The organism is Caulobacter rhizosphaerae (assembly GCF_010977555.1).
GTDB lineage: Bacteria > Pseudomonadota > Alphaproteobacteria > Caulobacterales > Caulobacteraceae > Caulobacter > Caulobacter rhizosphaerae.
The window spans coordinates 5357284-5379161 of sequence record NZ_CP048815.1; the positions used below are offsets into that span (position 1 = coordinate 5357284).

General features: G+C 69.8%; 13 protein-coding genes. 1 reads left to right on the forward strand and 12 read right to left on the reverse strand.

Going from position 1 to position 21878, the window contains the following annotated elements:
- Positions 1-11: 11 nt before the first annotated feature.
- The 8 genes from ybaK to G3M57_RS24600 all read right to left on the reverse strand — a co-directional run bounded on the left by ybaK (position 12) and on the right by G3M57_RS24600 (position 15002).
- A complete protein-coding gene (gene ybaK, locus G3M57_RS24565) occupies positions 12-485 on the reverse strand; it encodes a Cys-tRNA(Pro) deacylase (protein WP_056755852.1) in 474 nt (157 codons plus the stop codon).
- A gap of 176 nt (positions 486-661) precedes the next feature.
- A complete protein-coding gene (locus G3M57_RS24570; RefSeq protein ID WP_163233385.1) occupies positions 662-3133 on the reverse strand; it encodes a glycoside hydrolase family 3 protein in 2472 nt (823 codons plus the stop codon).
- Between the two features lie 371 nt (positions 3134-3504).
- The gene (locus G3M57_RS24575) at positions 3505-5010 is read right to left on the reverse strand and encodes a tryptophan halogenase family protein (RefSeq protein ID WP_163233386.1); all 1506 of its coding nucleotides are present in this window, start codon (positions 5008-5010) and stop codon (positions 3505-3507) included.
- A 176-nt stretch (positions 5011-5186) separates the two neighbouring features.
- Entirely contained in the window at positions 5187-8132 is a 2946-nt protein-coding gene (locus G3M57_RS24580; RefSeq protein WP_163233387.1) for a TonB-dependent receptor, read from the reverse strand.
- Positions 8133-8345: 213 nt separating this feature from the next.
- Entirely contained in the window at positions 8346-9083 is a 738-nt protein-coding gene (locus G3M57_RS24585) for an SGNH/GDSL hydrolase family protein (RefSeq protein ID WP_056755839.1), read from the reverse strand.
- Complete coding sequence (locus tag G3M57_RS24590) at positions 9083-12526, reverse strand: glycosyl hydrolase 2 galactose-binding domain-containing protein (RefSeq protein WP_188916185.1); 3444 nt, start codon at positions 12524-12526, stop codon at positions 9083-9085. The genes G3M57_RS24585 and G3M57_RS24590 overlap by 1 nt, the downstream gene beginning before the upstream one ends.
- A gap of 69 nt (positions 12527-12595) precedes the next feature.
- On the reverse strand, positions 12596-14092 hold the full coding sequence (locus G3M57_RS24595; RefSeq protein WP_163233388.1) for a carboxylesterase/lipase family protein: 1497 nt from the start codon (positions 14090-14092) through the stop codon (positions 12596-12598).
- Entirely contained in the window at positions 14079-15002 is a 924-nt protein-coding gene (locus tag G3M57_RS24600; protein WP_056755835.1) for an ROK family protein, read from the reverse strand. The genes G3M57_RS24595 and G3M57_RS24600 overlap by 14 nt, the downstream gene beginning before the upstream one ends.
- 167 nt (positions 15003-15169) lie before the next feature.
- Here G3M57_RS24600 and G3M57_RS24605 point away from each other — a divergent pair, with 167 nt between their 5' ends.
- Positions 15170-16393 (forward strand): ROK family transcriptional regulator, encoded by a 1224-nt coding sequence (locus G3M57_RS24605; RefSeq protein ID WP_056755831.1) that lies wholly within the window; start codon positions 15170-15172, stop codon positions 16391-16393.
- 15 nt (positions 16394-16408) lie between these two features.
- On the opposite strand, the gene G3M57_RS24610 is transcribed toward G3M57_RS24605, so the two are convergent.
- The 4 genes from G3M57_RS24610 to G3M57_RS24625 all read right to left on the reverse strand — a co-directional run bounded on the left by G3M57_RS24610 (position 16409) and on the right by G3M57_RS24625 (position 21867).
- A complete protein-coding gene (locus G3M57_RS24610) occupies positions 16409-18004 on the reverse strand; it encodes a flavin monoamine oxidase family protein (protein WP_163233389.1) in 1596 nt (531 codons plus the stop codon).
- Positions 18005-18201: 197 nt separating this feature from the next.
- Positions 18202-19122, reverse strand: coding sequence for an alpha/beta fold hydrolase (locus tag G3M57_RS24615; RefSeq protein ID WP_056755825.1), 921 nt, complete (start codon positions 19120-19122; stop codon positions 18202-18204).
- A 149-nt stretch (positions 19123-19271) separates the two neighbouring features.
- Complete coding sequence (locus tag G3M57_RS24620) at positions 19272-20138, reverse strand: dienelactone hydrolase family protein (RefSeq protein ID WP_163233390.1); 867 nt, start codon at positions 20136-20138, stop codon at positions 19272-19274.
- A gap of 97 nt (positions 20139-20235) precedes the next feature.
- The gene (locus G3M57_RS24625) at positions 20236-21867 is read right to left on the reverse strand and encodes an alkaline phosphatase D family protein (RefSeq protein WP_163233391.1); all 1632 of its coding nucleotides are present in this window, start codon (positions 21865-21867) and stop codon (positions 20236-20238) included.
- Positions 21868-21878 lie beyond the last annotated feature (11 nt).

A 21878-nucleotide genomic window follows, 5' to 3' on the forward strand; every position in this document is an offset into this window, starting at 1 on the left:
GGAGAGGCGGATCAGGAAGACACCTGGGCCGCCGCCGCCTTCAGAACCGCCTTGGCGGCGTTGGGATCCAGCCTCACCTGCAGGCCGCGCTGGCCGCCGTTGATATAGACGTAGGTCTCGGCCAGGGCGTCGGCCTCGATCACCGCCGGCAGCGGCTTGCGCTGCCCGAACGGGCTGATGCCGCCGACCTTGTATCCGCTGATCCGCTCGGCGTCGGCCGGCTTCATCATCTGGGCCGACTTGCCGCCGGCCGCCGCCGCCAGCTTTTTCATCGCCACCTCGCGGTCCGAGGGGACGATGACCAGCATCGGCTTGCCGTCGACCAGGGCCATCAGGGTCTTGAGCACTCGGCCAGGGTCCTCGCCCAGGGCCGCCGCCGCGGCCAGGCCGATGCTGTCGGCGTCCGGATCGTAGTCGTAGGCATGGACCGTGAACTCGACCCCGGCCTTGGTCAGGGCGAGGGTGGCGGGCGTGGTGCGGGACATGGCGCGAGTATAGCCAAGCCGGGCTAAGCGGGGCCAGACCCCTGTGTTGCTGGCGCCGTCCAACGCCGTGCGTGGTCCTCTTCCTTCGACAAGCTCAGGATGAGGACCATTTGGAGCCTAGCCCTAGAAACCTCATCCTGAGCCTGTCGAAGAAGGTTTCGTTTCCGAGCAGCGTCCTAGTTCGGGCAGACAGCGTCCCCCTCGTTCGACGCGAGTCGCACCTCGGTCAGCGACAACGAGAACGGCCCGCTGGCGCCGACCACGAACGGCGCGGTGACATGGTCCATCTTCGCCCCGGCCGCCTGGAAGCAGGACAGCTTGATCTTCACGTCCCGCCATTCGTTCAGCGGCGCTTCCTTGACGGCGGAGGTGACGTCGATCGTCCCGGCGCACGAGGCGTCGTCGGCGCAGCCGATGCTCAGGGTCACCGGACCGGTCGGCGCCGCGTCGATCCGGTAACGGACCCTCACCGCCATGTCGCCGGTGGTCTGGCGCGACAGGTCGACCGCCGGGCCGTGGATGGCCACCATGCCCTGCCCGGTCCAGGTCGCTTGGCGGGCGTTCTCCTGGGCCCCGGCGTCGATCGCCTTGACCGAACCGGCGCCCACGAAGTCCATCCGCCACGGCGCCGCCACTCGGCCGTCGACGAAGTAGCGGTCGACGCTGCCGGCCGCCGCCACCTTGCCCGGGTCCTCGGGCAGGACGCCGACCTTGCCCGGCTTGGCGTAGGACAGGCCGTAGCCATAGACGAACTGCGGGTCGTAGCCCGGCTGGCCGCGGTTCAGCGGCCCCTGGTCGGCTCGCTTGGGCCAGGAAAAGCCGAGCTTGCCCTGGAAATCGCGCTTGGGCTTGCCGTCCTGGCCGGCCACCAGCACGTCGGCGACGCCGCCGCCCTCGCTGCCCGGCAGCCAGGCGGCGACGAAGGCGTCCGAGGCGTTGATCTCGGGGTTCACCCACAGGGGACGGCCCGAGAGGAACACCGACACCACCGGAATGCCCTGCGCCTTCAGCCGCTTGAGCAGGGCCAGGTCGGCCTTGTCGCCCAGCTGGTAGCCGAGATTGGTCACGTCGCCCTGAAACTCGGCGTAGGGGTCCTCGCCGAACACCACGATGGCCACGTCCGGCTTGGTGGCGAACTTGCCGTCGGGCGCCAGCTCCGCCTGGCCGCCGGCGGCCTTCACCGCCTGCTCGATCCCGCCCCAGATCGACTGGCCGTGCGGGAAGTCGCTGTTCTTGTTGCCCGTGCCCTGCCAGGTCAGGGTCCAGCCCCCCGAGGCCTTGCCGATGTCGTCGGCGGCGCCGGCCACCAGCACCTTGGCGCCCGGCTTGACCGGCAGCACGCCGTCGTTCTTCAGCAGCACCAGCGACTTGGCCACCGCCTCGCGGGCGATCGCGCGGTGCTCAGGCGCGCCCAGGCGATCGAAGCGGCCCTGGACGGTGGGCGCGACGCGCTCGAACAGCCCCGCCTTGACCTTGACCCGCAGGATCCGCCGCACGGCGTCGTCCAGCCGCGCCATCGGGATCTCGCCCGCCTTCACCTGGACCAGGGTGCTGTCGTAAAGGCCTTTCCAGCTGTCGGGGGCCATGTACATGTCGAGCCCGGCGTTCATCGCCTGCGGGCAGCTGGTATTGGTGCAGCCGGCGAGCTGTCCGTGGGCGTTCCAGTCGCTGACCACGAAGCCCTGGAAGCCCATCCGCCCCTTCAGCACGTCGGTCAGCAGGCTCTTGTTGCCCGTGATCTTCTGGCCGTTCCAGCTGGAGAACGAGGCCATCACCGTCAGGATGCCGGCGTCGATGCTGGGCGGATAGCCCTGGGCGTGGATGGCGACGAGCTCGGCCTCAGGGATCTGGGCGTCGCCCTGGTCCTTGCCCCCTTCGGTGCCGCCGTCGGCCAGGAAGTGCTTGGCCGACCCGGCGATGTGGCCCGCGGCCAGGGGCTGGCCGGATTTGAGAGTCCCCTGCAGGCCCAGGGTCATGGGGCCCGAATAGGATTTCACCACCTCCGGGTCCTCGGCATAGCCCTCGTAGCTGCGGCCCCAGCGGTCGTCGCGCGGCACGGCGACCGTAGGCCCGAAAGTCCAGTCGCCGCCGACCACCGCCACCTCCTCGGCCGTCGCCTGGCCGATGCGGCCGATCAGGGCCGGGTCGCGCATGGCGCCCAGGCCGATATTGTGCGGGAAGATCGTCGCCCCGACGATGTTGTTATGTCCGTGCACGGCGTCGATGCCGAACAGCAGGGGAATGGGGACATGACCCGGCCGGGCGGCCAGCGACTGCTTGCGGTAGGCGTCGATCAGGTCGGTCCAGGCCTGGGGCGGAGCGCGGTCATTGCCGCCCGGGGCCGAGTTGCCGCCGGCCAGGATCGAGCCGAGCGGGTACTTTTCCAGGTCCTTGGGCGTCATCGAGGCGATGTCGCCCTGGATGGTCTGGCCGACCTTTTCCTCGACGCTCATCTTGGCCATCAGCTCACCGATGAAGGCCTCGGTCCTGGCGTCGGTGATCGCCGCCGGACTGGCCGCAACGGGCCATTGATCGGGATGGGCGGTGCTGGATTGGGCGAAGGCCGGGATGCTCGCCAGACTGGCCGAGGCGACGATGGTCGAGGCGAGCAGGGCCGAGATCGCAAGGCGACGGGAGCGGACGGTCATTCAACACCTTCGGGAAGCGGCCCGGACGACGCGGGCGCGGGCGAACATTGCGCGGCAAAGAACCGGCGCGACGGGGAGAACATCGTCGCGCCGGAGTTTGGAGAGCCCCCGATGACAGGGGATCCAGGCGCGCCGTCGCCGGAGGGTCGGACGAGGCGCGTCGTCCCCGCCGGCAGGTCGGCGCTGGAACGGGACGAATCGAAATGGAGCGGACGCCGCTCGCCATCGGGCGCGCGGGCGGTGCGTGGGTGTTTCCTTCCCTGAAGCGGAGGCTGGCGCCCCTCTGACGGCGAAACCTCAACACAGATTGACAGCGCTGTCTAGATAGACTGTGAGCGGTACCCGACCATTGGACTTGCAGGACATCATGTTCAGGCGGCGCTGCGGCGGACGATGGCCGCCAGCGCGGCTTCGTGGGTGGGGCTCTGGGCCACGACCGCAGCGATCCGCGCGGTCAGTTCGGGCAGGACGGCCCGCACCTGCTGGAAATTCGACGCGTCGACCAGCGGGTCATAGGCCCTGGGCGTCACCCCCATCCCCTCGAAGATGTAGAACCACGAAAGGTCGGTGAACAGCTCGCCGGGCTTGGCGTCGACCCGGCCACAGGCGCGGTACAGCTCCAGCCGCTCGGCCAGGCGATCGGGCAGCGGCGCGGCCGTTCGGTCGCGCCAGAACGCCGTGTCGTCGCGGGCCGTCACGCAATAGTGCAGCAGGATGAAGTCGCGATAGGTCTCGTACTCGTCGGCCAGGGCGCGGTTGTAGGCGGCGATGTTGACCGAGGCGAAGTCGCGGTCGGGGAAGTGGTCCAGCAGCTTGTAGAGGCCGCTGCACACCAGGTGGATGCTGGTGGATTCCAGGGGCTCCAGGAAACCGGACGCCAGGCCCAGGGCCACGCAGTTGCGGCTCCACATCGTCTTGCGGCGCCCCGCGGTGAAGCTCAGCTTGCGCGGCTCGGCCAGGGGCTGGCCGATCGCCGACAGCAGTTCGTCCTGGGCCGCGCCGTCGTCGATGAAGGCGCTGGAATAGACATAGCCGTTGCCCACCCGGTGCTGCAGCGGGATCCGCCAGCGCCAGCCGGCGTCCATGGCCACGGCCTGGGTATAGGGCGGCGGCGGACCGGCATGGGCGGTGGGCGCGGCCAGGGCGCGGTCGCAGGGCAACCAGCGCGTCCAGTCCTCGTAGCCGGCGCCCAGGGCCTGTTCGATCAGCAGGCCGCGGAAGCCCGAGCAGTCGATATAGAGGTCGGCCGCCAGCTCGCCGCCGCCCTTCAGCGCCAGGGCCTCGATGAAGCCGTCGTCGCGCAGCTTCGCCTCGGCCACCTCGCGCTCCAGCCGCCGCACGCCGCGGCGCTCGGCGTGATCACGCAGGAAGCGGGCGACCAGCACCGCGTCGAAATGCAGGGCCTGGCGCAGGCCGGCCAGCGGACCGGGGACGCGGGGATCGGGATGGGCCAGCCGGCCGGCGTCGCCCAGGGCGGCGGCCAGGCTGAACTGCGGCGCCGTCGGGTCCAGCCCCTGGGCCCGCGCCTTATGGAAGACGTGGTGGAAGGGCCGACGATCGATCGACACGCCGAACGTCCCGAACGGATGCCAGTAGCTGTCGCCGATCGCGCGCCAGTCATCGAACTTGATGCCCAGCTTGAACGTGGCCTGGGTGGCCGGAATGAAGGCGTCGAGATCGACCTCGATCAGCTTCAGGAAGTCGAAAATCGGCGGGATGGTCGCCTCGCCGACCCCCACCGTGCCGATATCGGGCGACTCGACCAGGGTGATGGCGCAGCCCGTGCCGCGCAAAGTCTGGCTCAGCAGGCAAGCCGCCATCCAGCCGGCCGTGCCGCCGCCGACGATGGCGATCGAGCGGATGGACCTGTCGCTCATGACGTCCTCCCGAAACGAGAGAAGAAGCGGCGCCGGCCGCTGGGGACCGGCCGGCGCCGGGCGCTCGGCGGGCGACGGGGGATGAGCCGCCGCCACGCCGGGGAACCTTCGCCCGACCGGCCGAAGGTTCCAACTCAAATCCTCGGAGCGCGCCGGACGGTGCGCCCCGGTCCGGCCTACATGCCGAACTTGAACCGGGCGCCCAGCACCACCCGACGGTCGCCGGTGGCGTAGCGGAACGGCAGGTTTTCCCATTGCAGGTAGCGGCCGCTGTCTTCCTTGGTCAGGTTGATGCCTTCCAGCACCACCTTGATCTGGTCGTTGACCGCGTAGCCGATCTGACCGTCCAGCTGGCCATAGGCTCGCTCCCAGGTGCCCAGCGAGTGGGTGTCCGCCCCCGAACCGAAGGCGAAGTTGCCCTGGTAGCTCTTGTCGCGCCAGGCATAGGACAGGCGCGCCTCGAAGCCGTGCGCCTCGTAATAGCCCTGGATGTTGAATGCGTGCTTGGCCACGCCTGGGATCGGCAGGTTGTCCTGGTAGTCGTTGGCGTTGGACGACTTGGAGTCCGAGTAGGTGTAGTTGGCCGTAAAGCCCAGGCCGTTGGCGAACGCGTACTGCGCGGCCAGTTCGACGCCCTTGATCTCGCCGCCCTCGCCGTTCACCGGCTGGGTGAAGATCCCGGCCGTGGCGCCTTCCACCGAACCGTCGGCCACCGTCCGCGAGACCGTGTCGGTCTGGATGAACGAGTCGACGTTCTTGTAGAAGACTGCGGCCGACAGCAGGCCTTGCGTGCCGAAGTAGCGCTCATAGGCCGCGTCGAACTGCGAGGCGCGGTAGGGGTCCAGCTCCGGGTTGCCGCCGCTGCCGTTGGTGTAGAGGAAGCGGTTGAGGTTCGGGCCCGGGGTCGAGCTGCGGGTGAAGTTGTAGCTGGAGCCCGTGCCCAGCTGGAACAGGTTCTGACGCGACATGACGCGGGCCGCCGAGACGCGGACCTTGTCGCTGTCGGTGACGTCGAACACGCCGCTGAAGCTGGGCAGCACGTCGGTGTAGGAGCGCGAGGTGGTGATGTGCTCCGGATTGGAGATCACCCCGTTCCAGCTGTCGGTGCCGTAGTAGTTGGGCACGGTCGGCGTGGCGCTGGAGTCGATCGTCAGTTCGGTCTTCACCACCCGGACGCCGGCGTTCAGGTGATAGCGGTCCTCGGCGGAGCCCGCGTCGGCCATCATGTAGCCGGTCGTGGTCTTTTCCTTGACGTTGAACGACTGGATCGGGTCCCGGTAGTACTTGAACGGCGTCGACGGATAGAGCGCCGACAGCCATTGGACCGGGTTCTTCATCTGGTCGCGGTTCTGGAACAGGGCCGAGATGCCGCCGACGGTCAGCAGTTCGAAGCGTTCCGGATTGCTGGCCGCCGTCTGGTACGGCGTGATCAGGGCCGGGGACGCACCGAAGCGGCCGTCGTCGGTGGCGGTCTGGCCGCAGTTCGGACGGCCCGGCGTGCCGGCCGGCAGGCCGCACGACTTGTAGCCGATGGCGCCGTCCTGGAAGTAGCCCAGCGGCGTCCAGTCCTGGCCCAGAGCCTGGCCGTTCAGCTCGCCCTTGCCCGAATAGTCGGCCAGCAGCAGCAGGAAGTCGGAATCCACCTTGCGCTCGGCGTAGCGGGCGCCGGCGCTGATCACCAGGTTGCCGTTCTCGCCGAATTCCGGACGGTACTTGAAGTCGATCCGGGCCGAGGTGTTGTCGATGCCGGTCCGCTCGCCGAACACCCAGTGCGACTTGGCGAAGACGCTGCTGGGGGTGGTGAACTGGCTCGGATTGGCCGGGGTGAAGGTCGGGTTGTCTCCGTTGGTGTAGGTGTAGGTGAAGGTCGCCGGCGCGGTGGCGTTGGGCACCAGGCCGGCGGCCGTGCCGTTGCGCACGGTGTACTGGGTGTAGCGGACGTCGTTGTTGCCGCTGTCGCTGACATAGTCGCTGGTCGAATAGGCCGCCCGGACACTGCCGGTCAGGCGGCCGCCGTTGTCCCAGTTCAGCCCGACCTGGAAGTTGTCGGTCTTGGCCTCGGCGTTCTGCACGTACGAGGTGCCTTCGGCCGAGTTGGCGGTGACCGTGCCGGTCTGCAGGACGCCGTTGGTGTCCTTGGTGAAGCCGGCCGCCGAATAGTTGGCGTTCTCGTTGGCGAACGGGAACTTGATCGAGGCCTCGGAGGTCAGGATCTTCAGGTCGGAGTGGAACCAGTCGCCGGTCAGCTGCAGCGAGTCGGTCAGGGCGAAGTCGAGGTTCACCGAGGCGCCCAGGCGCTTGCGTTCCTGGTCGCGATAGGTGGCGTAGCGGTACTCCGGCGACCAGACGTCGACCGTGCCCGCGCCTTGCGGACGGTCCTCGAAGGCCCAGCCGCCGCGGTTCTCGCCGGCCAGCACGTCGGTATGGCTGTCGGTTTTGTCATACGAGATCGTGCCCAGCACGGCGAAGCGGTCGCTGAACTTGTGGCCCAGCACCAGCGAGCCGGTGGGGGTCCAGTCGGTGCCCGAGCCCTTCTGACCGCGGATGTCGCCGGCGATGGTGGTGTCGTCGGCCAGGTCGCGGGCGTTGCGGGTCTTCAAGTTGATGATGCCGCCCAGGCCGCCTTCCAGCAGCGAGGCGTCGGGCGACTTGTAGACGTCGACGCCGCCGATCAGCTGCGAGGGGATGCCTTCCAGCGAGTTGTCCTGGGTGATCTTGCCTTCATAGAGGCGGAAGATCTCCAGGCCGCTGACGAAGATCTCGTTGTTCAGCACCGTGACGTTCTGGTCGAGGCCGCGGATGCGGACCTTGGTGCCCTGGCCGTTCTCGCGGTCGATCTGCACACCGGGCAGGCGCTGCAGCGACTCGGCGATGTTCTGGTCGGGGAACTTGCCCATGTCCTCGGCGGTCACCGACTCGATGATCAGGTTCGAGTTCTTCTTCAGATTCAGCGCGTTCGCCAGCGAGGCCCGGAAGCCGGTGACGATGACCTCGTCAACCTGGGATGGTTCCTCATTCTGGGCCGGCGCGGCCTGGGCCAGGGCCTGGCCGGCGCTCAGCAGCACCATGGCCGAGGCGGCGCAGAGCAGAGCCGTGCGCGATCGGTAAGACTTTGTCGTCATTTAGCATTCCCCTGATGTGCGGCAGCAGTTCTCAGCCTCGATCAGCGGAGCCGAACGAGCCAAGACGCGGAGTTTTGAGGGATGCGTGCGCATCCTCCCGTGGACTTCCGGCTTTTTATGAGGCGCCGGTAGCTTCAACCTATGGACAACCGACAGCGCTGTCAACTTGGGACAACAGAATTTCGGAGGGAATTTGTCGGTGCAGATTTCAGGTCACGCCCGGACCAGGGCCGACGCGATCGCCGCCAGGGTGACGGGCTCCACCGCCGCGTAGCCCTCGCCGGTGGGGTGGACCCCGTCGTAGGCCAGGCCCGGCTTCATGCCGCCAGCCCCGTCGTCCAGCACCGCGGTATAGTCGGCCAGCACCGCCCCGCGCTCGGCCGCATAGGCCTTCAGCCAAGCGTTCAGGGCGCGGACCTTGGCCACCGGACCCAGGCCGGGCCGCCAAGGAAAGTCCAACGCCGGCATGACGGTGGCCAGGATCACGGCGACGCCATTGGCCTGGGCCAGGGTGGTCATGGCCTGCAGATTGGCCTGGGTGGCGGCCAGGTCGTAGGGCCCGGCGTTCTGGGCGATGTCGTTGATCCCCGCCAGGATGTGCACGGCGGCCGGCTTCAGGGCGACCACGTCGGGCCAGAACCGCACCAGCATCTGGGCGGTCACCTGGCCGCCGATGCCGCGCCCGAGAAAGCCGTTGTCGGTGAAAAAGGCCGGATGCTTGTCACGCCAGCCCTGGGTGATCGAGTCGCCGATGAACACTACCCGCCGGCGTTCGGCCGGCAGGTCGCGATCGACGGCGTTCTCGGCGGCGTAGCGTTGCAGGAACGGCCAGTCGGTGCGCAGCCGCAGGTCCTCCGGGCTCGGCGCCGGCGGGGCCGTGGCGGTCTGGGCCAGGGCCAGGCCAGGCACGGCCGCGAGCCCGCCCGCCAGCAGGGAGCGACGATCCAGCATCAGCGTACCTCCGTCTTGGCGGGGACCAGGTTCCAGCCCCGCAGTTCGACCCTCGCGCCCGCCCTCGCGTCGCCCGGATAGAGGATCTCCACCGTCCGGCGCTCGCCCGGCAGCAGCGAGACGTAGTTGTCGGCATAGTAGGCGGGCAAGATCCGCGCGCCCTTGGCGTCGAGCAGGGTCAGCTTTCCGTTCAGGGCCGGAGCCGCGCCGGTGTTGACCAGGGTCACGGTGACTACGGTCTCGGCGCCCGCCTTGGCGTCGGCGGCGGTGATCGACACCGCCTGGGCCGCCATGGCCGACAGCTTGCGCTCGCCCTCGGCGTCCTTGGCGACCCAGTAGAGGTTGCTCGACAACGGCGCGCTGTCGGCGGCGGTCAGGTCCAGCCGCACCACCACCGCGCCTTGGGCCAGCGGGCCCGACAGGTCCAGCGTCTCGCCCAGCGCCACGCCGTTGGCCGGGGCGTCGATTCGCCAGGTCCGCTCGGCCAGCGGCTTGCCGTCCAGGCCCACCACCCGGGCGCGCAGGGCCGCGCCCGAAATCGGCGCGAGGCCGTTGTTGACCACGGCCAGCCGATGGTCGGCCAGGCTCATCTGGACGTGGACGGGCTCGGCGGCCTTCTGGGTTCCGTAGTAGGCGGCGTGGGTGTCGTAGTCGTGGCTGAGGATCTGCCACATCGTGCTGGGCCAGGCCGGCTGGGTCATCCATAGCAGGCGGCCCGACGACTTCGTCCACAGCTCCTGGTTCATGCCCTCGAAGATCGCCCTGTGGGTCTCGTAGTTCATCAGCTGGGCCTTGCGCTCGAAGTCCTCCAGACTGGTGGCGGGGCCCAGCTTGGCGGCCATGGCGTCGAGGAAGGTCTTGGTGTCGCCGTTCCCGGTCGGATGCCAGTCGTGATAGGCCCAGACGTCGCTGATCGGCCAACGGTCGGGCGCGGGCACGGCGGCCTCGAAGGCCTCCAGGGTCGGGAACGACGGCGTGCCCACCTCGACCGAGAAGCCCTTGGCGTGCTCGGTGAAATAGGTCTCCGGCTCGCGGTAGTTATAGGGCCCGCTGTTCTGCAGGTTCACCCGGTTGGAGCTGCCGGTGTACCAGCGCGTGCCGTCCAGGTCGTGGACCAGGGCCTCCAGCCCCTCATTGAGAATCGGCTGCGGCACGCCCTCGTTGCGGCCGAACCACAGGGCGATCGAAGGGTGGTTGCGATAGCGGCTGATCACGTCGGCGGCGTTCTTCAGGAACAGCGGCACGTCCTGCGGCTCCAGCTGGAAGTCCTGGGTCGAGGCCCAGAAGTCGTTCAGCACCAGCAGGCCGTACTCGTCGGCCAGGTCGTAGAAGACGTCCTCGGTGTTCTGCCCGACCCAGTTGCGAATGACGTTGAGGTGGGCGTCCTTGTGCAGGCGGAAATAGGGCTCCAGCCGCTCGCGCGACACCCGCTTGCGCCAGTCGTCCGTGCCCCAGTTGCCGCCGCGCGCGGCGATCTTCACGCCATTGACCTTGATCACCAGATAGGGCGTCAGGCCGGCGTCGGGCACATCGCGGACCGCCGGGGAGGTTTCGCCAACCTTGGTCAGCGACGTCGCCCAGCCGTCGGTAACCTTGCGGATGCCTTCGTGGCTGCCGTCGGTGATGTCCTGGCCCAGCTGCCGGGCCTTGGCGTAATCGACCTCGACGCGCCGCAGCTCGCCGTGCGTGTCCATCAGCGACAGCTCGTAGGTCATCTGTCGCAGGCCGATGCGGCTGTCCTTCTGGTCGGAGACCTTGCCGTCGACGCTGGCCAGCAGGCGCAGGCCGTACAAGGTCTGGGCGCCGTAGCCATTGGGCCACCAGAGCCTGGGGTTCCGGATCGACAGCTGCGGGAAGTCGGCGGGGGTGAACACCACCTGGGCCTGGCCGGGCGTGACGGTGACGGTCTTCTCGACGGCGACGGTGTCGAAGGCGGCGCGGACCGTCGCCTGGACCGGGGCGTCCGTCAGGTTCTCGACCGGCACGGCGATCTCGACCTCGGCGACGCTGTTGTCAGCTTTCGGCAGGGTCGTAACGACATGGCTGTCGCCGATCCGCACCGGGCCGGTCGAACGCAGCACCACGTCCTGCCACAGGCCGGCGTTGCGGTCGCGGACGCTGGGGATCCAGTCCCAGCCCTCGCTGGCGATGAAGGTCGGACCGTCCAGGGCCTGCATGCCGCCGTTCTCGCCGACCCCGGCGGTCAGGGACTCCTCGTGAGCCAGGCCCGGATGCGGCGGCGGCGAGATCCTGACCGCGACGACGTTGGCCGCGCCGGGCTTCAGCTTGCCGGTGACGTCGAACTGGCCGCGGATGAAAGCGCCCCTCAGCTCGCCCAGCTTCTCGCCGTTCAGCCAGACCTCGGCGGCATAGTTGATCCCCTTGAAGACCAGCTGCTGGCGGCGGCCCTCCTGGCCGGCGGGGGCGACGAACTCGCTGCGGTACCAGTAGTCCTGCTTGTTCAGGCTCTCTGGAATGGCCGCGTTGTTCAGGCCGTAGTCCGGGTCCGGATAGACGCCGCGGTCGACCAGCGTGGTCAGCACCGTTCCGGGAACCGTGGCCGCATACCAGGATTTGGCGTCATAGCCAGCTTTTGACAGCGCTGTCTCAGCATCCATGACCTTCGGCGCCTCGGCCAGCGACCAGCGCTTCAGGACCCACGCCTCGGCGCCTTCCGCGCCCGGCGCGGCGACCAGGGCGGGGCCGGCATAGGGGGCGACGGCGACCGGCTTGGAGAACGGGGCCTTGCTCTTCGGGCGCGTCCAGGCGTCCTGCGGCGACACCTGGCCGTACATCTGGCGCACCTGCACCGCCCAGGTCGGGCTGCCCGGCTCGTACACGGTCAGGTCGGGGTTGGGCTTGGTTGAGGCCAGGGTCTTCAGGGCCGCGGGGGCCAAGGCCGAGGCCTGGACCGTGAAGCCCGCCACCTTGCCGCCGAACGGCGCCGTCCCGGCCAGCTTGCGCGGACCCAGTTGGACGGTGGCGGCCGGAGCAACCGGCGTCGCCGGCCCTTCGGCGACCTTGGTCCCGTCGACATAGAGCGCGACCGTCGCGCCGTCCGACACCGCCGCCACATGGCTCCAGGCCCCCGGCTTCAGCGCCGTCGCGCCCTTGACCGCGGACGCTCCGGCCCAGACGGCCGGCGCGCCGTCTTCCAGCCCGATGAAGCGACCGCCGCTGGCCGGGTCGCCGATCCCGGCCACGACCACCCGCCCGGCCGAGGCCGCCGATGGCGCGATCCAGCCCTGCAGCGACCAGGGTCCCTCGGCCGGCAACGGATTTCCGGCCAGCGGCTTGGCCAAGCCGTCGCCGCCGCGCGGCAGGTCGGCGTTGTAGGGGCCGTAGACGGACGATGTCTGGGCGGCGGCCGGCAGGGCGACCAGGACGGCGCAGGTCGCCAGCAGCGACAGGCGCAGCATCCGGCGGGCGAACTTGGTTTTCATGTCTTTCCTCCTCGGGTCGGCCTCTTCGGGCCCTTGTTTGTCTTCTGGGTTGTCTTCAGGGACGGGTCTTCAAGGTCGTGGCAGCAGGCGGCAAAGCGCGCCGCGGTCGTCTTTCGTGGTCCGGGGGCCGGACGGGGTGAAGGCGATCGCCTCGACCGCCGCCGTCTGGGCAGGCCACGGCGTCAGGCCCGGTCCGTTCGGATCACCGGTGCGGGCGAAATTGGTCCAATAGGCCTGAAGCGGAGGCCAGGCGGCCGGGGTCGCGCCGGCCGGCGGCGTGTCGAACACGAAGGGCAGCTCCGAGCCGTGCCGCACCGGTCCGGCGCCGGGGGCGGCGACCGCCAGTTCGTAGCGCCAAGTCCGCTGGCCAATCGCGACATGGCGCGCCGCCACCCAGGTCGCCGGACAGCGGAAGCCGGTGTCGGCGGCGATCTGGTCGGCGGTCTCGTCCGACGCCGCGCCCCGGGCGCCGATCCCGTAGAGCCGGAGCGCTTGGTCTGGGTCCTGGTAATTGGCTTTCACCCAGGCCGAGGCGTTGGCCGCGCCGCCGTACAGCGACAGCTCCCGGGCGCTGTTGCCGATGATCAACGGCACGCGGGCCTGGCGGCCGGCGGCCAGGGTCGCGGCCGGCGGCTCACGGATCACCGCCCCGTCGACCACCGCCTGCAGCCAGACGAAACCGTCGTCGGCGATCGGCGGCTTGAGACCCTCGGCGGCGTCGAGCACGGCCGGACCCGAGGCGGCGCGCAGCCCGTCCAGGTCCTTGGCGCCCAGCGCCCGGCCCAAAGCCTGGCCCAGGGCCTCGTTCTCAGCCAGGGACCGCGGCGGCAGGCCGAAGCCCGCCGCGCCGCTCTGTTCGATGGCCTTGTGGAACAGGTCCCGGGCCTCGGGAGCCAGCATCAGCAGCCCCACGTCCTGGCCACCGGCCGAGTGGCCGAACAGCGTCACATTGCCGGGATCGCCACCGAACCGGGCGATATTGTCACGCACCCAGCGCAGGGCGGCGATCTGGTCCATCAGGGCGTAGTTGCCCGAGGCTCCGCCGCCCTCGGCGGTCAAGCCGGGATGGGACAGGAAACCGAAGGCCCCCAGCCGGTACTGGATCGACACCAGCACCACGCCCTGGTCGACGAGACTCGACTCGACCGTGCCCCGCGCCGATCCGGCCCGGTTGGCCCCGCCATGGATCCAGACCATGACCGGCAGAGGCTTGGCCGGCCTGAGCGCCGGCGTGCGGACGTCGAGATAGAGGCAGTCCTCCCGGCTGTCGGCGGCGTCCTTGGCGTTCCAGCCGTAGGACCTCTGCAGGCAGGGCGGACCCGAAGCTGTCGCGTCGCGGGTCCCGGTCCAGGGCGGAACGGCGGCCGGCGGCTTCCAGCGGCGGTCTCCGATGGGCGGGACGGCGAAGGGCACGCCGCGAAAGACCGCCCCGGCGCCGCGCGCCTCGCCGTGGATCGCGCCGCCGGTGACGGTGACTTCGACGCCGTCGCTCGCGAAAGTCGTTCCCGCCGCCCCGAAGGCCAGCAGAACGGCCAGGGCGACGGCGCGGCCGTCAGGCGACGGCATGGGCGGCGGCTTCGGCCGGCGTCCACAGGCGCGCGGCGCCCCGCACGCCCGACGAGTCGCCCCACTGCGCCGGAGCCAGCCTGGCCCGCCAGCCGTCGGAGAAGACATGAGGTTCGATGAAGGCCGGCAGGCGGTCGTAGAGTTCGCCGACGTTCGACAGGCCGCCGCCGAACACGAAGGCGTCGGGATCGACGATGTCGGCGATCACCGCCAGGCCGCGGCCCAGGCGGTCCAGATAGCGGTCGAAACTGATCGTAGCCTCGGCGTCTCCTGCCCGGGCGGCGGCGATGATCTCCTCGCCGGCCAGGGCCTGGCCGGTGCGTTCGGCGTGGTCGCGGCGAAAGCCCGTGCCCGAGATCCAAGTCTCCAGGCAGCCATGCCGGCCGCACCAGCAGGCGGGGCCCGGCGACTCTTCGGGCTTGGGCCAGGGCAGGGGCGCGTGGCCCCATTCGCCGGCCAGGCCGTTGGCGCCCTCGACCAGCTTGCCATCGACCGCCAGGCCGCCGCCGCAGCCGGTGCCGATGATCACCGCGAAGACCACCGCAAGGCCGGCCGCCGCGCCGTCGACGGCTTCGGACAGGGCCAGGCAGTTGGCGTCGTTGGCCAGCCGCACAGGGCGGCTCAGACCCGCTTCCAGGTCCTCGCGGAACCGGCGGCCGTTCAGCCAGGTGGAATTGGCGTTGCGCATCACGCCCGTGCGCGGCGACACCGAGCCAGGGGCGCCGACCCCGATCGAGCCGCGACCGCCGGCCTGCTGCTCGGCCTGGGCGATCAGGTCGCGGACCGTGGCGATGGCCGCGTCGTAGGACCCAGGGTTGGGCGCCCGCACCCGGGCCAGGAACCGGCCGTCCGGCGACAGGGCGGCGGCTTCGATCTTCGTGCCGCCAAAATCAACGCCGACCTGAATCAAACCTGGTTTCCTCCAGACGTCCGGATCACACGCTACGGTGCTTCCGGCTTGCCTCATAGTCAGCAGCGTCGAATAAAGAAAGCAATTTAAACAATTCGTCGATAGCGGTGAAGCTATCGCGAGCGCCCATCGCGATGCTACTAGGGCGTTAGGTCTAAGGTCATCGAATGCCGTCCTCGGAAATCTCGCGAAAGTCCAACCGGAAGCGCACCGCCGGCGCCAGCCTCTCGGGCGCCAATCTCGAGCGGGTCGGCGACCATAACCAGCGCGTCATCCTGCAGGCCATCCGCGTCAACGGTCCGATCACTCGCGTGACCCTGGCCCAGATCACCGGCCTGACGCCGCCGGCCGTGGCCAACATCACCAAGCGCCTGCTGGACGACGGCCTGATCCTGGAGGCCGGCCGGGTCCAGGGGGCGCGCGGCCAACCGGCCATGAACCTGACGATCAACCCCGACGGCTGCCTGTCGATCGGCGTCAACATCGACCGCGACCACATCACCGTGGTCATGCTGGACCTGCTGGGCGCGGTGCGGGCCCGGGCCAGCAAGGAGATCGAATTCCCCCTGCCCGCCGACGTGGCCAAGTTCTGCAAGGCCCAGATCCACAAGATGCTGGCCGGCTGGAAGGGCGAGCCGCCGCGCCTGGCGGGCATCGGCGTCGCCCTGCCCGACGACCTGGGGCGGGTGGACCTGCCGCACCGACCCGAGAACTACGGCGTCTGGAGCACGGTCGACATCGGCAAGCTGATGGCCGAGATCCTGCCCCTGCCGGTGTTCCTCGAGAACGACGCCGCCGCCGCCGCCCTGGGCGAGCTGCAGTTCGGCCACGGCCTGCGGCGTCCCAGCTTCTTCTACGTCCTGGTCTCGTCGGGCCTGGGCGGCGGCCTGGTGATCGAGGGCGACTATTTCCGCGGCGCCCAGGGGCGCAGCGGCGAGATCGGCTTCCTGCCGGTCAGCTCGCCGGAGACCAAGGCCCGCTCGCTGCAGGAGGTGGTGTCGCTGTCGGCGCTCTACGCCCATCTCGAGGCGGGCGGGATCCTGGTCGAGCGCCCGGACCAGCTGATCGACCTGTCGGCCGAGGGCCAGGCGCTGGTCGAGGCGTGGATCGACCTGTCGGCCCGGCTGCTGGTCCCGCCTTTCGTCGGGATCAGCTGCGTGGTCAACCCCGAGGCCATCTATGTGGGCGGACGCCTGCCCACCGCCCTGCTCGACCGACTGGTCGCGGCGGTCAATGCTAGGCTGGCCGCGATCATCGACGTGCCGGCCCTGGCCCGGGTCGAGCGGGCCGCCACCTCGGCCGACGGCCCGGCGGTCGGGGCGGCCCTGCTGCCGTTCACGGCCCAGCTGCTGCCCTCCCGCGCCGCCCTGATGAAGACCGGCCAGGGGTAACCGTCCGCCTGCGGATCAGATGATCCGCTGGGCGGTCACCGGCTGCCCCTTCCGATGCTGGGCGTCGAGCATGACGATGGTCCGATGGGCCGCCCGGATCGCGCCTTCCTGCCAGGCGCCGACATGGCTGAGATACTCGCCGGCGAAGTGGATCGGCCCGTCCGGCTGGCCCAGCAGGCGGTAGTCCGGCTCGTCGTCGCTGGCCCAGCCCACCCCGATGCCGAGCGTGTGAGGCACCGCGGCCCACTGCACCTGCAGGGGCTTTTCCAGCAGATGGCCGCAACCGGGGTGCATGGCCTCGATGACCTTGCGGGTGTGCTCGATCTGCTCGGCCCGCGGCAGCTTGGCCAACTGGACGGCCGCCGGCCCGCCGGTATAGGCGCCGAGGATCACCCCCGTCTTGGTGTGCAGGCCGTAGCTGGGATACCAGACCATGTTGCTCGGCCCCTTCACGAACGAGAGGCCGCCATAGATCTGGTACTTGGGGCCCTCCCAGAACCGAGGGGCCTGCCAGGCGATCTTGATGCTGTCGCGATAGGGCGTGCGGGCGATCGCGGCCTTGTAGGCGGGGCTGAAATCGGCGTCGATCTTGGCCAGCACCGGCAAGGGGATGGTCGAGATGCAGTAGTCGGCCTCGATCGCCAGGTCCTTGCCGGCCACCGCGTCCCGGTAGGCGATCCTGACGCCCTTCTCCGTCTTGCGGATCTGGCGCACCTCGCACTGGCGCTTGATGATCTTGGGACCCAGCGCCTGGGCGAAGGCGTGGGGAATGGCGTCCATGCCGCCCTTGGGCTGGAACATGGTGGCCTGCATGTCGATCGTCTCTTCGAACAGCACGCCGTTCCACAGGTCCTCGTCCAGCAGGGCCTTCAGGCTGATCGGGTCGTAGGGCGTAGCCCGCTCGTCGCCGGCCCCCGGCTCGATCCTCAGCCCGGCCCGCTGCGAGCCCTTGTAGAAGAGGTCCGGAGACAGGTCGCCGTAGGTCTTCAGGAAGGCGACCATCCGCTGCTTGTCGTCGGCCGTCAGGTCGGCGTCGAGCGCGCCCGTGTTGATCGCCTTGGCCAGCAGTTCGGAGACATGGCCGCGGGTGTCGTTGATCGCCGTCCGCATCCTGATCGGCTTGCCGCCGTTGGCGTCGGGGTTCAGCAGCAGGGCGCTGCGGCTGGTGTTGACCTCGACCTCCAACTCCACCCCCAGCTCGCGGCAATAGCCCAGGACGATCTGATGATGGCTGGGCAGGCGCGCGGCGCCGGCGTTCATGTACTGGCCTTCGTCGAACTCGCAGACCTGGCGCGAGCCGTCGGTCATCTCGATCCTGTCGCCACGGCGCACGGTCCAGACCCGGCCGCCGGTGCGGGCCCGAGCTTCCAGGATCGTGCAGTCGTAGCCGGCCTTGCCCAGCTCCCAGGCGGCCGCCATGCCCGATACCCCGGCCCCCAGGATCACCACCTTGGCCCCCTTGCCGCCGCCGCCCTTGGCCAGGTCGGGCGGCGCGCCGGCGAACGCCGTGGACGGCGCCAGCAGACCCAGGGCCTGCATGGCCGTGAAGGCGGCGGTGTAGCCGCCGGCCGCCCCGACGGCGTGAATGAAGCTGCGACGGCTGACCGGCATGCGTGACCCCTCGTTGCCCGTTTGATCAGGCCATGCGAGGCGGCGGCTCGCCACGGGTCAATCAAACACGACGGCGTCGCGCGTTTGCGGGCGGGGCGCCGCTGACGCTTGCGGACGGCGCCGCATTTCGCGGCGCGCGTCCGCCCCCGTGCGCCAGCAGGCAAGATCTCGTGCGCGTACGGACAACCCGTCGGGATCTAGAGCGGCTTGTCCAGGAACGGGCGGACCAGGGCGATCGTCGCCTTGGGGTTCTCCTCCATGATCCAGTGACCCGAGGCCGGCACCACGCCCTCAGTGACATTGTCAGCCGCCGCGCGCATGACCGTGGCCATCATCGGGCCGAACGACTTTTCGCCGCCCAGGGCCAGCACCGGCATGGTCAGCCGGCCGTACTGGACCAGCAGGGCCTTGTCGTCGACGGCGTCCTGGTCGAAGGCGTGGAACTGCTCGAAGCCGGCGTGCATGGCGCCCGGGCGGGCGTAGAGCGCGGCGTAGTGGACGCGGGCGTCTTCGGTGAAATTGGCCGGATTGGCCGAGAACTCGTTCCAGAAGCGGTCCAGATAGATGCGCTCGCGGCCGGCGACCAGGCGCTCCATGTCGGGCCCGCCGAACCGGAAGTGCCACAGCAGCGGGTTCTTCAGGATCTCCTCCCAGGGGCCGATCCCTGGCACCGGGGCGTCGATCAGCACCAGGCGCGTCACCCGCTTCTGGTTCTGCACCGCGAAGCTGTAGGCGACCATGTTGCCGATGTCGTGGGCGACCACGTCGGTCTTGCCGATCTTTAGGGCGTCCAGCACCCCGGCCACGTCGCCCGCTTGGGTCTTCTTGTCGTAGCCGTCGGCCGCGCGGGCCGACAGGCCCATGCCACGCAGGTCGGGAACCACCACGGTGTGGTCGCGGGCCAGGTCGGCGGCCAGCAGCGCCCACATGTCGCCGGTCTCGCCATAGCCGTGCAGCAGCACCACGGCGGGTCCCTGGCCGCCGACCCGGACGTGGATCGTCGTGTCGTTGGCGGCGATCTCCTGGGTCCTGAACGACGCAGGGAAGGCGGGCATTTCGGCGCGCGCCGCACCGACGAACGCGAACACCGCGATCAGCCAAAGGACCAGGCGTTGCATGGCGAGCTCCAGGGTTGAGGTCCTCAACCTGAGCCCAGCCCCTCGGCGGCGCTAGCAGAATACCGTCGAGATTGGCCGATTTCCGACACGGTCGGGCCTCGCCAGACAAAAGGGAGCGTAGCCCGGGCCGCCACCCTCCCCGATCGTCGTCAGGCCAGGGCCTTCTTGTACAGCGCCAGCAGCTCGGCCCAGGCCTTCTCGGCGGCGGGCTCGTCGTAAACCTGGCCGCCCTTGACCGTCCAGCCGTGGGCCGCGCCGGCATAGACCTCGACCTTGGCCGGCCGTCCGGCCGCGGCGAAGGCGGCCTTCAGCTTGTCCTTCACGGTCGGGTCCTGCTTGTCGTCATTGTCGGCGACGGCGATCAGATATTCGGCGTGGGTCTTGGGGATCAGCAGATGCGGACTGGTCGGCTGGTCGGTGACCAGACCGCCGCCGTGGAAGGTGGCCACCGCCGCGATGCGGCCCGGGGCGACGGCCGCCGTGCGGAAGGCCAAGGGACCGCCCATGCAATAGCCCTGCACGCCGACCTTGCGGCCCTTGTTGGTCTGGGGCTGGGCGTCGAGGAAGGCGACATAGGCGACGGCGTCGCGGTCCGTGCCCTCGGGCGTCACGGTCGCGCGCAATGGGGTCAGCTTGGCCCGGTCATCGGGATTGGCGAAGTTGAACGTCCCCTCGATCACCGGCGCCTTCTTGGCCCGGTAATAGAGGTTGGGGACCAGCACCACGTAGCCGGCGGCGGCCAGGCGCCGGCCCATGTCGCGGAACACCGGCCGCAGGCTCATCACGTCGGGCCAGACCAGCACCGCGGGCCAACGGCCCTTGCCCTGCGGATAGAACAGGGCGGCGTCGGCCACGCCGTCGGGCGTCTTGATCTCGACGTCCTTTTCGACCACCGGGCTCTGGGCGCCGGCGGCGGTCGCGGCCAAGCCGCCCAGGGCGGCCGCGGCCAGGCCGAACGTCCGACGCGACAGGCGGGGATCGTGGACCAGACCCGGGTGGATATCGTCGTCACACATGCGAGCAGTCTCCATCAAGGCGGCAGGGCGCGGGCCCTCATGGCGGGCACCTTACCGCATGACCTCGGACGGGGAAGGTCTCGTCGTCGCGACCCGCCTAGGCGGCGAAGACCCTCCGGCCGCGTTCGACGTGCATGCGGTGCGAGCCCGCCAGGCTGGTGTCGCGGGCCTTGATCGTCCGCAGGAACAGCCACTCGCCGGTCAGGCGCTGCGGCGTCACCTCGATCATCATGTAGCCGCGCTGGCTGGTGTCGGCCCATTTGAGCTCTGGATTGGCGGCCATGAAGCCCTGGGCGACCCGCTTGGGATCGGCGCCGAAATCGCCCTCGGCCCCGCTGGAGGTGACGCTGTGGCCAGCGAACTCGACGCCGGCGGGTCGGCCATCCTCGCTGAGCGCATAGGCCCAGGCGTTGTGGCTGTCGCCGGACAGCATGACCAGGTCGGCGTCGGCGGCCTGCGCGGCCTGCAGCAGCCGCGAGCGCGCCGCCGGATAGCCGTCCCAGCGGTCCATCCACATCGGCAGGCCCAGCTTGGCGGCGCGGATGTTGTTCCGGTAGCCGTTGACCTTGCGCTCGCTGACCTCGGGCCGCAGCCAGCCGAGCGCGTCCTGCGGCATCACCGTCCGTCCGAGGATGGTGCCCATGCCGACCATCTGCCAGGCCGTGGCGCGGGCGTTGGTCTTCAGCTGATGTGCGAGCCAACTCTCCTGGGTCGAGCCCAGCATGGTCGCCGACGGGTCGCGCCAGACGCCGTCTCGGAACGCCTTCAGCGCGGCGTCGGGATCTTCCGCCTTGAACGCGGCCCCGATGTCGGCCGGCTGGGTGCGGCCGAGAAGCCGCGATTCGGTGCGGTAGAGCGTGGCCAGCGTGCCGATCGGATAAGCCTTCCACGGCTCGTCCGACACCGGCATCCACTCGCGATAGACCTGCATCGCCGCGGCGCGGCGGACGTTCCAGTCGCCCTCGGTCGCCGGCTGGTGGTTCTGCGCCCCCCCTTCCCAGCTGTCGTTGGCCGATTCGTGGTCGTCCCAGAAGGCGACCATCGGCGCCATCTGGTGCAGCCGCTGGAGATCGGGGTCGGCGCGATAGCCGGCGTAGCGCAGGCGGTAGTCGGCGACGGTCAGGATCTCGTTGGCCGGCTGCAGCGATCGTCCGGCGGCCCAGTCGCCTTCATGGATGGAAGCGGGGCCGTATTCGTAGATGTAGTCGCCGGTGTGCAGCCACAGGTCCAGGTCGGGGCGGGCGGCGGCGTGGCCATAGGCGTTGAACAGCCCGACCGGCAGGTTGGAGCAGGAGAAGACGCCCAGGCCGAAGCGGGCGACGTCGCCGACGGGCAGGGTCTTGGTGCGGCCGACCGGCGACTTGCCGCCGTCGGGCGCCACGAACCGGTACCAGTGAACGGTTCCGGGTTTCAGCCCATCGACCGTGACCTTGGCGGTCCAGTCGCGATAGGCGCCGGTGCGCACCACGCCGCCCGCGACCACCCTGGTAAAGCCCGGGTCGAGCGCCACCTCGACCTCCAAACTGACTACGCCGTCGCCGGTCGCGGGCGCATAGCGCGTCCACAGCAGCATGGAGTCGGGGCCCGGCTCGCCGCTGGCCACGCTGTGCGTGAACCCCTTGGCGCCGACGAGGTCGGCGGCCAGCGCCCGGCCGGCGGGCAGCAGCAGCGCGCCCAGTCCAAGGCCGGCGCCCAGGACGACGCCGCGACGATTGATGTTCAGGACCATGACGGTCTCCA